Genomic DNA, 13,971 nt, shown 5'->3' with positions numbered 1-13,971 from the left:
ACAATCGACGAACTCCACGTCGACAAAAACTTATACTAAACCGCCAACCCCACTTACATGACCAGCGTAGGCATCGACGCCATCGCCATCCACGCCGGCAAACTGAAACTCGACCTCGCGGAGACGTTCGCGCCCGCGATGGGCGACGAACCCGAGAAGTACACGAAGGGACTGGGACTGCACGCCAGTTCCTTCCCGGACACCTACGAGGACATCGTGACGATGGGGGCCAACGCCGCCCACAAACTGATGGAGCGGAAGGGGTTGGAACCCGAGGACATCGGCCGCATCGACGTGGCCACTGAATCGGCGTTCGACCACTCCAAGCCCGTCTCGACGTACATCGCGGGCTGTCTGGAGCAGGTCTTCGAGGGTGACTTCCACCACGCCAACAAGGGCGAGCGGAAGTTCGCCTGCGTGGCGGGGACCCAGAGCATCGACGACGCGTACAACTGGATTCAGGCCGGGCGCAATCGCGGTCGGTCGGCGCTCGTCATCGCCACCGACACGGCGCTGTATGCGCGGGACGACCCCGGCGAGTCGACACAGGGCGCCGGCGCCGTGGCGATGCTCATCAGCGAGGACCCTTCGCTCGTCGAACTGTCGACCGAGCAGGGATATGGGTCGGCCGACGAGACGGACTTCCTGAAGCCCCAACAGCAGTTCCCGAGCGTCGACGGCAAGCGCTCGGTGCAGGTGTATCTCGCGCGGATGCGAGAGGCATTGGTGGACTACCAGAGCGTCGCCGGCGAGGTCCACCCCTACGACATTCGACTCGTGCCGTTCCACACGCCGTTCCCGGGAATGGTCCGGAAGGCCGCCGTGTTGGGGTACCGACACATGATTCGCAACACCGAAATCGAGGACGCCCTCGCGGAGGAAATCGGGCCACAGCCCCGCGAGGAAGCCTTCGACGGCGAGGACGAGTACCTCGATGCCGTCCGGGAGTACACCGACGCCCTCCAGGACACCGACCGATACCGGGAGTGGTACGAGCGGGTCGTCGACCCGACGTTGACCATCTCCCGACACGTCGGCAACTGGTACACCGGGTCCGTCCACGTCGCCCGCGCCTCTGGACTGAAGGAACTCGCCGAGGCCGGCGAGGACGCGACGGGTGCGACGATGCTCGTCGGCTCCTACGGTTCGGGCGCACAGGCCGAAATCCACGCCGAGACGGTTCAGCCGGGCTGGAAGGACGAAATCGAGGCGCTGGACATCGACGAACAGCTCGAATCGCGCTACGACCTCACCTTCTCGGAGTACGAGACGGTTCACGACGCCCACAACCACGACGAAGAGCGGAGCTTCGAGGAGTTCACCGCCCCCGACGGCGAGTTCGTCTTCGACGGCTGGGGCCGCATGGGCGAACGGAAGTACGACTACGTGGAGTAGCTTCGGCGTCCGATACGCCACGATAGTTTATCAACCGACATCGCGACCCTATCCCCATGGCGGGGGCAGAAGAAGGGTTTCTCGAGTTCCTCACGACACCGGCCGGAATCGCGTTGCTGGCGGTTATTTCCCTTCTGTGTACGCTGGTGGTTCTGTATCTCTCCGGGAGAGCCCTCTACGCCGTGCTTCGTCGGGTGCTTCCGGGTATGCGATGGGTCTGCTCGAAGGCGATTCCCGAAGGACCTGCCGGCGTCCTCGCCGTCTGCTTCGTCTTCGCGTCGCTCGTGGTGTTCGGTTTTGCCGCACCGATTCCCAGCGACGTTGGTACTCTCGGCGGCGATGGTGGGAACGGAGCGAGCGGAACTGCCAGTGGCTTCCTCGAAGAAGCGTTTCAGGACGGTGAAATACGCCGTACTGCCGACGGAACCGTCGCCCTGAATTCGGCGACCTACGACCGGCCATCGCCGGATACTGCGGGCGACCGACTGCGCGACGAGTGGCTCCGTGCCGGAGAGACGCCGGAGGGCGCCCCACTGGAGAACGGCTCCGTCGAACGGCTCGACCTCTACGTGTACGTCGTCCACGGCTCGAACGTCGACCCGCTGACTCAGCGGGAGAAACGGCAACTCCGGAGGGTGTGGGCGGAGATGCCCGTCGATAATCCCGATGGGTCGACGGGAATCGACGTTCACGTTGGATCGGGCGGTAGCATCGGTAAGCCGGTCCGGTTCGGTGCCGGTGATAGCGCCGACCACACCCGCTATTACACCCCCGAACGGATGGGTCCACGACTCTGTCGGCATCATCTCGTCGTCCTTGGCGAGCCGACGACTCGATACAGCGGCTGGGGCTCCTCTCCGGGCTACAGCAGTTTCGTCACCGGGGTTCAGAACCCGGATTACGATGGAAACGTCACGAATCGGGTCCGGGTCATGACTCACGAGCTGCTGCACAACGTCGTCGGACACATCGACAAACCCGGATTACCGGACCAAGGTGCCCACACCGACGAAGGATGGCTCGGCGGCGACGAGTTCCTCGCAAACGCGACCGCCGACCAACTGGAGGAAACCCGTTTCAGAGGCTCCGGATTCTACCAAAACAAAATCTGCGGAGGTCAGTCCGCCAGTTGAATCGACCCCGTACCCCTCGTCGGTTCAATCCACGCATCGTCACGAACTGTGACACCAACGGAAGCAGCGTCATTGCGTCGGCATACCACGCCCGAAAAGGTGGTTGTCAGTAGTCCGCTTAGAGTCGACGGTTCCCCGTCGAGAATCCTCGGTTACTGCTTGGTGGCGACAGGTGCGTTCTCGGTCAGCGCGAGCACGTCGTCGAAGAAGTCGAGCGTGTCGTTGGGGCCGGGGTTCGCTTCGGGATGGTACTGACGCGTGATGATGTCGAGTTCGTCGCTTTCGAGGCCTTCGGGGGTGTCGTCGTTGACGTTAATCTGTGTGACTTCGAGCTGTCCGGGTTCGGAGACGGTGTAGCCGTGGTTCTGGGTCGTCATCACGACCTTCTCGGAGCGGAGGTCCTGAACGGGCTGGTTGACGCCGCGGTGGCCGAACTCCATCTTCTCGGTTTCGCCGCCGAGGGCTTCTGCGATGACCTGCTGGCCGAGACAGATGCCCGCCAGCGGCAACTCACCGACGTACTCGTCGACGAGGGCGGCGGCGGCCTCGAAGTTCTTGGGGTCGCCGGGGCCGTTGGAGATGAACAGTACGTCGGGGTCGACCGACTCCACGTCGGCGACCGTCGCGTCGTACGGGAGGATTTCGACCGTCGCATTGCGGTCGACGAGCGATTCGGTGATAGAGCCCTTCGCGCCGCAGTCGATGAGTGCGACGGTGGGGCCGTCGCCGTCGGCGTTGTGTGTGAGTCGCTTGTCGGTGGATACCTGCGAGCCGATGTCGGTGTGCTCGCTCATACCCTTGCAGTCGGCGAGTTCTTCCTTGGCAGTCTCGGGGGTCGCGTCGGGGCCGGCAGCGATGCCGCACTTCATCGCACCGCCCTCCCGGATGCCCGTCACGAGGTCGCGCGTGTCGAGGTGGTCGACTGCGGGGACGCCCTCACTTTCGAGCCACTCGGCGATGTCTTCGGTGAGTTCGCGGGCGACGACTGCCCGGGGGTGGACGCGGTCGGACTCGAAGCGCTCCTCTCGGACGCCGTAGTTGCCGATGAGCGGATACGAGAACGTCAACACCTGTTCCTCGTAGCTCGGGTCAGTGAGCGACTCCTCGTAGCCGGTGTAGGCTGTCGTAAACACCAGTTCACCACGACTGCGGCCGGGAGCGCGAGCGCGTGCCTCCACGACACGCCCGCTTTCCAGCGCCACGTAGGCATCCGTCATTACGAGATGCGTATGAAGCACCCCCAAATAACGCTTGTGTTCGAAGATTCGTTACGAAATTCGTAATCGGTAAGTGGGGGCAGTCTGAATCGTCACATCTCAATGGACGACCTCGACCGCGAGATACTCGCCATCCTCCGGCGGGACTCCCGAACCCCCTACACGGAGATTGCCGACCGCGTCGGGACCAGCGAGGGGACCGTCCGAAACCGCGTCGAGCGACTGCTCGAAGACGGCGTCATCGAACGGTTCACCATCGCCACCCGAACCGGCAACGTCAAGGCGATGATAGAGGTCGGCGTCGCCGTCGACGTCGACACCGGCGGCATCTCCGAGGACATCGCCGACTGGACCGAGGTCGACTTCGTCTGGCAGGTTTCCGGCGAGGAGGACATCGTCGTCGTCGTCGACACCGCCGACACGGGGACGTTGAACGACCTCATCACCCGAGCGCGGGAACTCGACGAAGTCGTCTCCACGAAGACGCGACTCATCCTCGACGAGAAGTTGGGATAGCGATTGGATCCCGCGGACTACCGATTGTCGAGGTATTGTAACACACCGGCCACGTCCCGCTGGACCGTCGGACTCAGCCAGCGGTCAGCGAGCGATTCGACGATAGCACCGATGTCGTCGTCGTGTTCTTGGCGACGCTCTGCGAGGAGGTCGACCCACTCCGGTAACATCTCCTCGTAGCGGTCGAGTTCGCCGACGGCGTCGTCGCCTCCCGGACCGACGTGGCCGTAGAAGTTCTTCTCGGGGTCGAACTCCCGGAGTCGAGCGACGGTGTCGAGGTTGGCTTCGAGGTCGAACCCCGGTGGTGGCGTCGTGGGCCGCATCTCGCCGGCGAGGTGCATTCCCGCCGAATCGATGGAGAATAGGCCCTCGGTTGCGGGGTCGTAGGCGGCGAAGTGATGCGGTGCGTGGCCGGGCGCATCGACGAGTTCGAGTTCGCGGTCGCCGAGGTCGATTACCTCGCCGCCACCGACGGAGCGACAACGCTCCTCCGGGAGCAGTTTCGGCTCTCCGTAGGCGTTCTCGGTGCCCATCGCCCGGTCGACGCTGCGTTTCAGCCGGTTCAGTTGTTCGGAGTCGGTGACGTAGGGCAACCCTTTCTCGTGGACGTGGAAGGTCGCGTTCGGCAGGTCGTCGGCGAGATGACCCGCTCCGCCCGCGTGGTCGAGGTGGACGTGCGTGACGAGGACGTGTTCGACCGCTTCGGGCGCGATGCCGACTTCGCTCAGTGCGTCGTGAATCCGGTCGACCGAATCCGCCGCGCCGGTGTCGACGATGGTCGGTTTCGGCGCGTCGATGAGATACAACGTGAGCGCACCGGGCGTCTCCATCAGATGTGGGTCGACAGTGTAGATGTCGTCAAGTGCGTGTGTAACCGTCACGTACCGCCGTACGGAAGGGGGTGGCTTGATACCTGCGGCGTTCCGAACGCCGGTATGGTACCGCCGCTGGCCGCCGACATCGACGGAACGCTCACCCGGCCGGACAAGTCCATCGACCCCCGCGTCTTCGATGCGCTTCGCGCGTGGGAGGCCCCCGTCGTCATCGCCACCGGGAAGTCCTTCCCGTACCCCGTCGGCCTCTGTGAGTTCCTCGGGATTCCGCTGAACGTCATCGCCGAGAACGGCGGCGCGGTGTACATCGAGGAGGCGGGCGAAGTGGTGTACAACGGCGACCCCGAGGGAGCGGACGCGGTCGCCGCCGACTACCTCGAAGCGGGCTACGACCTCGGGTGGGGCCCTGTCGACATGGTGAACCGCTGGCGTGAGACCGAACTCGCCGTCTCCCGGGAGCGACCGCTGGAACCGCTGGAGCGCATCGCCGCCGACCACGGGATGGACGTGGTCGACACCGGCTACGCTTACCACGTCAAATCGCCCGAGGTCGACAAAGGCGAGGGGCTGAAGACCGCCGCGCGCCTGCTCGACTGTTACCCGGAGGAGTTCGTCGCCGTCGGCGATTCCGAGAACGACGCCGAGGTGTTCGGAGTTGCCGGGAAGGCCTACGCCGTCGCCAACGCCGACGACTACGCGCTTTCGGCCGCCGACGTGGTCACCGACGGCGCCTTCGCGGACGGATTCTTGGAGGCGCTGGAGGCGATTCGAACCGGATGGTGACCACACTCGAACCCGTTCGTACCGCTCCGGAGACGTACAGTCGAAAAACACCACATACAGCCGCATCAAACGGTTGTTTCTGCCTATTCCCGGGGAAAGCTTTTGCCCGTGTGGTTGTTACCGTCGCTCACATGAGCGCCGACCGGGCCGCACTCCAGCGCGCCCTCGAACGGGGCGAACAGGAGGGCGGCAGCGTCGAGTTCAAGGAACGGCTCACTCGCTCGGTCCACCTCGCAGACGGGCGGTTGGAATCACTCGCCGCGCAACTGCGTCATCGCGTGCTGTCGGGCGACGGCGAGGCCACCTACGTCGTCGGCGTCACCGACGACGGCGGTATCGCCGGCATCTCGCCGGAGGCCTTCTCCGAGTCGATGGACGTACTGTCGATGCTCGCCGAGGAGGCAGGCGCCCACATCGACGACGTACAGACGTGGGGCATCGAGGAGGGTATCGTCGGTGTCGCCACCCTACAGGAGGGCGCCGTCCTCGACGTTGATGACGACCACATCGTCGTCGGAACCGCCGGCCACGTCGACCACGGCAAGTCGACGCTCGTTGGTTCGCTCGTCACCGGCGACCCCGACGACGGACAGGGCGGCACCCGCGGCTTCCTCGACGTCCAGCCCCACGAAGTCGACCGGGGGCTGTCGGCCGACCTCTCCTATGGCGTCTACGGCTTCGACGAGGAAGGACCGGTCCGGATGGACAACCCCCACCGGAAGTCCGACCGCGCTCGCGTCGTCGAGGAGGCCGACCGGCTGGTCTCCTTCGTCGACACCGTCGGCCACGAACCGTGGCTTCGGACGACGATTCGCGGCCTCGTCGGTCAGAAACTCGACTACGGCCTGCTCGTCGTCGCCGCCGACGACGGTCCGACGAAGACGACCCGGGAACACCTCGGTATCCTGCTGGCGACCGAACTCCCCACCGTCGTCGCCATCACGAAGGCGGATATGGTGTCCAAAGAACGCGTCAAGGAGGTCGAACGCGAGGTCGAACGCCTGCTTCGGAACGCCGACAAGACGCCGCTGTCGGTCGACCGCCACGGCGTCGAGGCCGCAATCGAAGAGATAAACGAACAGGTCGTCCCCGTCCTCTCGACGTCTGCGGTGACGATGGAGGGACTCCCCGTTCTCGATGAACTGTTCGAACACCTCCCGAAGACGAGCGCCACCGAGGGCGACTTCTCGATGTACATCGACCGCACCTACAACGTCACGGGCGTCGGTGCGGTGGCCTCCGGAACCGTCCGTTCGGGCAGCGTCGAAGCCGGCGACGAGTTGCTCGTCGGCCCGCTGGCCGACGGCGCCTTCCGCGAGGTCGAGGTCCGCTCCATCGAGATGCATTACCACCGCGTCGACGAGGCCTCGGCGGGTCGCATCGTCGGTATCGCGCTGAAGGGCATCAGCGAGGCCGACATCGAACGCGGGATGGTGCTACTTCCCCGAGACGACGACCCCGACCCAGTCCGGGAGTTCGAGGCCGATGTGATGGTCCTCAATCATCCGACCCGCATCGACGACGGCTACGAACCCGTCGTCCACCTCGAAACCGTCTCCGAGACCGTCTCGATTCACCCCGAGGGCGGGCAGTTGCTCCCCGGCGACACCGGCCGCGCTCGCGTCCGATTCAAGTTCCGACCCTACATGGTCGAGGAAGGCCAGCGGTTCGTGTTCCGGGAAGGCCGTTCGAAGGGCGTCGGGACGGTCACCGACGTATCGATCGACGGCGACCGGACGGAAGGCTCCTAACGCGGCAGCACGTTTCACCCGGCAATGGGACGGCTCCGTCTGCGGTTCCTGATGGCGCTCACCGGTGCGACGCTTCTCGCCGGCTATCTGCTGGCCGCCCTCGCTGGCTATCAGTTGCTCACGGTGGTGTGGCAACTCCGTCCCGACCCCGCACGCGCCGTCGCCTACTTCGTCGTCGCCACGCTCGTCGTCGGCTATCTGAGCTACCGACTCGGCACCGCAGCGCTGCTGTCGGAACTCGACACCAGAGAACTCACCGAGGCCGAGGCGCCGTGGCTCTACGCCCGCGTCGACACCCTCCGGCGAAATATCGGCGTCGACGACGTGACGGTGTACACCGCCCGTATGGACGCCCCGAACGCCCTCGCACTCGGCACCGCCCGCGGTGGTGCGCTCGTCCTCGATTACGGCCTGTTCAGGATACTGACTGCCGAGGAACTGGAGGCCGTCGTCGCCCACGAACTCGCCCACCTGGAGAGCCGCGATGGGCTGATTCAGACGCTCGGCTACACGCAGGTCAGAACCGTCGGAGGCGTCCTGTATCTCGCGTTGCTGCCGGTCGGCCTCCTCGTCGGCGGCGTCTTTCGGGCGCTCTCGTGGCTCCGTGGCGAAACGCCCCGACCGTTCTCGGAGCACCTCGCCATCGTCCAGTTTCGCGTCGCGCAGTTCGTGGTGCTGTTGCTGTTCGTGCTGACGCTGGCGCTGCGTGCCCATTCCCGCCGCCGGGAGTACGCCGCCGACGACCGCGCCGTCGAAGCGACGGGGAATCCAATCGCGCTCGCGCGGGCACTCGTGAAAATCGAGCGCGCCGCCACGCCGGGGTGGGGAACCCTCTCGCCGCTGTACATCCACGGCGACGAGGGCGGACTGTTGACGCGACTACTGGCGACACATCCGCGGATGGAAGAGCGCATCGAGCGACTCGTTCGAATGGCGACCGCGAACGCCGACGACGGGCGTCGAACGCCCCGGTAGGCTCTACTCGACGCCGAGAAGCGACGGGAGGTCCGACAGCGACGAGACGGTGTAATCCGGCTCTGGGTTGGCCGGTTCGTCGGTGTCCGGTACCCACACCGAACCCACCCCGGCCGCACGGGCGCCCGCAACGTCCGACCCCAGCGAGTTGCCGACGTGAACCGTCCGCTCCGGTCGCACGTCGAGCGTCGACAGCGCCGCCTCGAACGGTTCGGGACTGGGTTTCGCCGGAGCGTCGTAGCCGGCGTGGACGACTACATCGAAGGATTCCGCCAGTCCGAGCGCCTCGAGCTTTCGCCGTTGCATCGACGGCGCGCCGTTCGTGACGACGCCGAGCGGCCACTCCGACAGCGCCGACAGCGCGCGGTCGACGCCCGGCAGCGGTTCGACATTGCCGTGGTCGCGCTCGTCGGCGTAGATTTGCGCGATTTCCCGGCCGGTGGCCGGGTCGTACCCCTTCTCGTCGGCGATAGCCGCGAAACACCGCTCGCGGAGGTCGACCATCGAATCGCTCGAATCGACGAACTCCGGGTAGCGGTCGTGATACTCCTCGACGGTGATGAACGGCTCTACGCCCGTCCGCTCGAAGGACGCCGCCAGCAGTTCCGCGCCCGAACGGCGATACCGACACAGCGTGTCGTCGACGTCGAAGAGGACGGCCTCGACCTCCTGTTGCACGAATCGGTGTTCGAAGCCGACGGACAAAAATCGCTCGCGAACTCAGCGATGGCGGTCGAGAAACGCCGCCACCCGACCCAAGCCCTCTTCGAGTTCCGCCGTCGGGAGCCCGTAGCCGATGCGGAACCGGTCGGGGTAGCCGAAGGCCTCACCCGGCGCGAGGACGACTGATTCCTCCTCGACCAGCCCCCGACAGAACGACTCCCCGCCGGCGAACCCCTCGGGAACCTCGACGAAGGCGTTGACGCCGCAGTCGGGGTCCGACCACGCGAGGCCGCGCTCGTCGAGGAACTCGGCGACGAGGGCACGGTGGTCGGCCGCGAGGTCGCGGTTCTCTTCGAGTAGTTCCTCCCGGCGTTCGAAGGCCTGTTCGGCGACGTGTTGGCCGAAGACCGGCGGCGCGATGGTCGTGTAATCCTTCCAGTTCGTGGCGGCGGCGACGACCTCGGGCGCGGCACACAGCCACCCGAACCGCAATCCTTCCAGACCGAAGGACTTCGAGACGCCCGCCGTCGAGACGCCGTATCGGCCGAAACTCGCGACAGGTGGGATGGGTTCGTCGGCCAGCAGTCGGTACACCTCGTCACACAGTAGGTACGTCCCGTTGTCCGCACACGCCTCGTAGATGGCCCGGATCGTCGCCTCGTCGTGGTACCGCCCCGTCGGATTGTTCGGGTTGTTGATGACCACGCAGTCGGTATCGGGCCGGAGCGCCTCCGTGACAGCATCGGCGTCCAGTGTCCACCCATCCTCCTCGACCGGGACCTCCGTCACCGTCGCTCCCAGCGACGCCGGTAGCGACGTCAGCGACCCGTAGGTCGGCGTGACGACGACGGTGTGGTTTTCGACCACGGCGAGAAAAGCCAACAAGTTTGCCTCCTGTGTGCCACAGGTGAACAGCGTCTCCTCGGCGCTTCGACCGTGATGGTCGCCGATGGCAGCGCGAAACTCGGGGGCGCCGGCCGTCGGGACGACGTAGCCGAGTCGCCCGGGGTCGGTGTCGAAACGGCTCGCATCCAGCGGCCGGATGCCGCTTTCGGCGAGCATGATGTCGGCGTCGTATTCGACCTCCTCGAACCAGCGTTCGAGGGCGAACGGTGGGATTTGCATGTAGACGATGGAACGTCAGGAGACAAAAATCTCAGGAAGAGACTTCGACGGTAGCGTGGCCGTCTGCATGGTCAACGTAGAACGCATCAATATTTTCGTTCATAAATTCATCAAAGCTGGTGATGCCGTATTCGTAATCAGTACACGTGAGTCCGAAGAGACCGGTATCACTGCACCTTCGTTCCCATTCGGTCGATTGATAAGAGCTCTCGTCAAGGAGGTCTATTTCACCCTGTTTCGTGACGAAGAGGTGGTTAGCCGTACCGGGTTCGAGCTTCCCAACAAAAATGGGTTCGTCATCAACGAGCGAATCGTCACTGTCGAACATCACAGCCGCATAATCATCACCATCGTATCCGCTTCCGGTGAAGATATGACCGTCTTGGTCTTCATCAACAAGAGTAAATCCAACCTCATAGGTGGTCGACTCACCATGGAGCGTCGCCGTGAACTGAGAAACATCACTCGTACTCTCGATACACGTAAGTCCACTAAGTAATCCGAGCAGACCCTCGTCAATATCGCCGAGAAGGCATCCAGCGCTCGATGACTCAGTAGCATAAATATCCGAAACATACATTGATTCGATTTCACCGAGGTCAGTGTACAGTTGTCCGTCGTTATACACTTCAAACACTTTTCCACTTGGTCCAGGAACGCCGCTTCCCAGAGAGAAGTCAAGCCGCTGGTAGGGTTCGTTGCCGTTGTTGATTCTCGCCTTGAAATTCGCCGACGCGCCGGAGCCGGGTTCGTATTTGAACGTTGTCATATCGCCACCGGTTCGGACAGACCCATCGGGTCGGAACGTTCCGTCACCGCCACCGACCAACTCGACTTCGGCGTCGGTTGGGTTGCCGTACTTGTCACGAGCAGTCACTTCGATTTCGTGTGTTTGATTCATTGACAACCCGCTCTGAACGTTCGAGGTGGTCGTAATATACTCCGGTGAGGTCGTCGATGGCTCTTCGAGGCTCACTTTCGTCACTCGGAAATCGTAACTCTCGACGCTGTCGTTGAGTTCGATTTCGACGGTGTTCACCCGGGCATCACACGGCGGGTCGCTCCCGTCGCCACACGTCACCTCGGTGTCGTTGACGTTCGGGTTATCGGCGGCAATTTCGGTCCACGCGGACTCGCTCCGAACGGTCGGGAGTTCGATGCTCGCGTCGTCTTCGGGCGTCACGGAGTGATACTCGGAGTTCGTGCTGACCGGTTCCAGCGACACGTCGTGGACGCTGGCCTGTTGGTCCACGTCGCCGTCGAACAGAACGATGTCGATTTGGTCGCAGTCGACGACTTCGCCGCCGACCGAACTGGCGTACGAACCGTTGCCGGATTCGTGGACGCCGACACCGTTCGCCAGGTAGTACGTCTCCTCGGTCCGGATGTAGTTGTAGGAGGGCTCGAACGCGAGCAGGCGCGTCTCGAAGGTCCGTTCGGTTCCGTCCCAGTACTGTTTATGCGCGGATTCCAACCCCGCTATCGAGACATCGTGTTCGGCCGTCGTCGACAGTCGACTCTTCGGCGGCGGAGCGTTGATTCCCAACGCTCTGTCGGGGTAGTCGGGAGCCCCTTGAATCGTCTCGGAAGCGGAGGCGCCGTTGGCCGCCACATCCATCGTGGTCGACCGCAGTTCCGAAACCTCGCCGTCCAGCGACTGACTGTAACTCGATTCGACTTCGGCGTTCTGGTGGGGGACCACGTCGGATTGATAGATTGCAAACGTCGTCATGACGAGGGCGAACATCAGGACGAACCCCAAAACCGCAGAGACGCCGCGTTGGTCGTCGACAAACGACCCATTTCCCCTCATTGGGCACACGGTTGGAAGGTAACCCCGAAGTTTCTTGTTTCGATTTCCGGTTATAACCCACCATTTATATACACCTTCTGCAACGACGCGGGCTTACTTCTCGTCGCGCTGCTCCCGGAGGCTCTGGCGAGTGAACTGTGGGGTGGCTCGAATCCCCTTTCGGCTTCGGAACGACCGCCACAGAAGCGCCGCGACGGGAATCGAGACAGCGGCAGCGACGAGCGACGCCTCCAGCGTCGAGAATGCATACAGCACTGCCGAAGCCATCACGGTCGCCGACAGCAGACCGCCCAAAATCAACCGCTTTGCGAGCGTATCGAGGGCTCGTTCGTCGTCGGATATTTCCAGTTGGACGGTCACGTCGCCGCGTTCGACGCGGTCGAGAGTGGACTCCAGTTTCGGCGGGACGCGGACCATCGATTCGCCGAAATCGCGCGCTTCAGTCACTCGATCCTCGATGAACCCGCGGGCGCTTTCCTCCAAGAACCCCTGTTCGCGGAGGTAATCGGTCGCCACCTCGATGAAGTCGAAGTCCTCATCGAGGGTGACACAGACGCCCTCGACGACTGTCGCCACCCGCAACACCAACGCGAGGTTCGGCGGCAACCGAAGCGGAAACTCGTAGATGGTGTCCTCGACCTGCTGGATGATCTGCTGGACGCGGTACTGCTCGATGTCCTCCCCCCGGGCGTCGGCGATGGCCAACTCCATGACGTTCGCCATCACCTCGCGGTCGGCCTGTGGGCTGAGCGTTCCCATCTCGACGAGGGTGTCGAGGATGTCGTCAATGTCCTGTCGGGCGATAGCCATGTAGAAGTCGATTATCTTCTCTTGGATGAACGGGTCGACGCGCCCGGACATCCCGAAGTCATAGAAGACGATGGTGCCGTCGTCTTGAACCGCGAGATTTCCAGGGTGTGGGTCGGCGTGGAAGACGCCGTCCTGGACGATCATCTGGAGGTAGACGCGCTGGAGCGTCTCCGCGAGCGTGGTTCGGTCGAGTCCGAGGCTGTCGAGGTTGTCGATTTGGGAGATTTTCGTCCCACCGACGTACTCCATGGTGAGTACGCGCTTGCTCGACAACTCCGGGAGTGCGACGGGAACCCGAACCTTGGGGTTGTCGGCGAGGTTCCCGCCGATTTCTTCGAGCATTCGGCGCTCCCGCTCGTAGTTCATCTCCTCGCGGATGGTTCGTTCGAACTCGTCGGCGAGCGTCTCCAAGGAGAACGACCGCGTGTCGTCGACGAACTGCATCAGTATCGGCAGCGACCACCGGATGACCCGGAGGTCGGCTTCGACGAGGTCCTCGATGCCGGGCCGGCGAATCTTCACCGCCACCTGCTGGTCGTCGAGGGAGGCGATGTACACCTGTCCGAGACTCGCGCCGCTTATCGCCTCGGTGTCGAACTCGTCGAACGTCGTCTCGACGGGGCCGATGTCCTCCTCGAAGATCACCTTCGCATCCCGCCAGTCGGCTGGCGGTACGTCGTCCTGTAGGCTCTCGAACTCCTCGACGTACTCCGGAGGGAGGATATCGGGCCGCGTCGACAGCAACTGCCCGAGTTTGATGAACGTCGGGCCGAGGGTGAGGAGGGAGTTCAACAGCGCCTGGGCGCGTTTCCGTCGGGTTTCCGCCGTGACTCGGCGGCCGGAGCCGAACAGGAAGAATCGCTTTCGGTCCCGTGCGTACGCCAAGAGCAGCGGCAGGAACTGATAGGCGACGACGACGAACCGCCGATAGACGCGAAAGTTCACCGGGGAGACACC

The 13,971-nt window shown here is 63.8% G+C and carries 12 protein-coding genes; 6 read left to right on the top strand and 6 right to left on the bottom strand.

Annotated features, from left to right (window positions below; translation table 11 throughout):
* Positions 1–57 precede the first annotated feature (57 nt).
* Positions 58–1,395: a hydroxymethylglutaryl-CoA synthase gene (gene hmgB, locus NMP98_RS00690; RefSeq protein ID WP_254859504.1), complete on the top strand. Its 1,338-nt coding sequence runs from the start codon at positions 58–60 to the stop codon at positions 1,393–1,395.
* Positions 1,396–1,451: 56 nt separating this feature from the next.
* A complete protein-coding gene (locus tag NMP98_RS00685) occupies positions 1,452–2,528 on the top strand; it encodes a hypothetical protein (RefSeq protein ID WP_254859503.1) in 1,077 nt (358 codons plus the stop codon).
* Positions 2,529–2,680: 152 nt separating this feature from the next.
* Here the strand turns inward: NMP98_RS00685 and carA are convergent, their stop codons facing one another.
* Positions 2,681–3,745, bottom strand: coding sequence for a glutamine-hydrolyzing carbamoyl-phosphate synthase small subunit (gene carA / locus NMP98_RS00680; RefSeq protein WP_254859502.1), 1,065 nt, complete (start codon positions 3,743–3,745; stop codon positions 2,681–2,683).
* Positions 3,746–3,847: 102 nt separating this feature from the next.
* On the opposite strand from carA, the gene NMP98_RS00675 reads away from it, so the two are divergent.
* A complete protein-coding gene (locus tag NMP98_RS00675; protein ID WP_254859501.1) occupies positions 3,848–4,261 on the top strand; it encodes an Lrp/AsnC family transcriptional regulator in 414 nt (137 codons plus the stop codon).
* Positions 4,262–4,278: 17 nt separating this feature from the next.
* Here NMP98_RS00675 and NMP98_RS00670 read toward each other — a convergent pair whose 3' ends face one another.
* Positions 4,279–5,142, bottom strand: coding sequence for an MBL fold metallo-hydrolase (locus NMP98_RS00670; protein WP_254859500.1), 864 nt, complete (start codon positions 5,140–5,142; stop codon positions 4,279–4,281).
* Between the two features lie 54 nt (positions 5,143–5,196).
* Between NMP98_RS00670 and NMP98_RS00665 the strand changes: the two genes are divergently transcribed.
* The 3 genes from NMP98_RS00665 (at position 5,197) to NMP98_RS00655 (ending at position 8,603) form a co-directional block, all read left to right on the top strand.
* Positions 5,197–5,877, top strand: coding sequence for an HAD hydrolase family protein (locus NMP98_RS00665; RefSeq protein WP_254859499.1), 681 nt, complete (start codon positions 5,197–5,199; stop codon positions 5,875–5,877).
* A gap of 131 nt (positions 5,878–6,008) precedes the next feature.
* Positions 6,009–7,628 (top strand): GTPBP1 family GTP-binding protein, encoded by a 1,620-nt coding sequence (locus NMP98_RS00660; RefSeq protein WP_254859498.1) that lies wholly within the window; start codon positions 6,009–6,011, stop codon positions 7,626–7,628.
* A gap of 24 nt (positions 7,629–7,652) precedes the next feature.
* Positions 7,653–8,603: a M48 family metallopeptidase gene (locus tag NMP98_RS00655; RefSeq protein WP_254859497.1), complete on the top strand. Its 951-nt coding sequence runs from the start codon at positions 7,653–7,655 to the stop codon at positions 8,601–8,603.
* A gap of 3 nt (positions 8,604–8,606) precedes the next feature.
* On the opposite strand, the gene NMP98_RS00650 is transcribed toward NMP98_RS00655, so the two are convergent.
* The 4 genes from NMP98_RS00650 to NMP98_RS00635 form a co-directional block, all read right to left on the bottom strand.
* The gene (locus tag NMP98_RS00650) at positions 8,607–9,281 is read right to left on the bottom strand and encodes an HAD family hydrolase (protein ID WP_254859496.1); all 675 of its coding nucleotides are present in this window, start codon (positions 9,279–9,281) and stop codon (positions 8,607–8,609) included.
* A 42-nt stretch (positions 9,282–9,323) separates the two neighbouring features.
* On the bottom strand, positions 9,324–10,391 hold the full coding sequence (locus NMP98_RS00645) for an aminotransferase class I/II-fold pyridoxal phosphate-dependent enzyme (protein WP_254859495.1): 1,068 nt from the start codon (positions 10,389–10,391) through the stop codon (positions 9,324–9,326).
* Between the two features lie 31 nt (positions 10,392–10,422).
* Positions 10,423–12,204, bottom strand: a complete 1,782-nt coding sequence (locus tag NMP98_RS00640) for a hypothetical protein (RefSeq protein WP_254859494.1) — start codon at positions 12,202–12,204, stop codon at positions 10,423–10,425.
* Between the two features lie 93 nt (positions 12,205–12,297).
* A complete protein-coding gene (locus NMP98_RS00635; RefSeq protein WP_254859493.1) occupies positions 12,298–13,959 on the bottom strand; it encodes an ABC1 kinase family protein in 1,662 nt (553 codons plus the stop codon).
* Between the last annotated feature and the right edge of the window lie 12 nt (positions 13,960–13,971).

Origin of the sequence: Natronomonas gomsonensis, from assembly GCF_024300825.1 — an archaeon.
Taxonomy (GTDB): domain Archaea; phylum Halobacteriota; class Halobacteria; order Halobacteriales; family Haloarculaceae; genus Natronomonas; species Natronomonas gomsonensis.
The sequence above is the reverse complement of the archived record's forward strand: the minus strand, read 5'-3'. Positions and strand labels throughout refer to the sequence as shown.

Coding starts and splice junctions, on each gene's coding strand:
- carA (WP_254859502.1), bottom strand. CDS start 3,745: ATGACGGATGCCTACGTGGCGCTGGAAAGCGGGCGTGTCGTGGAGGCA.
- NMP98_RS00660 (WP_254859498.1), top strand. CDS start 6,009: ATGAGCGCCGACCGGGCCGCACTCCAGCGCGCCCTCGAACGGGGCGAA.
- NMP98_RS00645 (WP_254859495.1), bottom strand. CDS start 10,391: ATGCAAATCCCACCGTTCGCCCTCGAACGCTGGTTCGAGGAGGTCGAA.
- NMP98_RS00665 (WP_254859499.1), top strand. CDS start 5,197: ATGGTACCGCCGCTGGCCGCCGACATCGACGGAACGCTCACCCGGCCG.
- NMP98_RS00640 (WP_254859494.1), bottom strand. CDS start 12,204: ATGAGGGGAAATGGGTCGTTTGTCGACGACCAACGCGGCGTCTCTGCG.
- NMP98_RS00685 (WP_254859503.1), top strand. CDS start 1,452: ATGGCGGGGGCAGAAGAAGGGTTTCTCGAGTTCCTCACGACACCGGCC.
- NMP98_RS00675 (WP_254859501.1), top strand. CDS start 3,848: ATGGACGACCTCGACCGCGAGATACTCGCCATCCTCCGGCGGGACTCC.
- hmgB (WP_254859504.1), top strand. CDS start 58: ATGACCAGCGTAGGCATCGACGCCATCGCCATCCACGCCGGCAAACTG.
- NMP98_RS00655 (WP_254859497.1), top strand. CDS start 7,653: ATGGGACGGCTCCGTCTGCGGTTCCTGATGGCGCTCACCGGTGCGACG.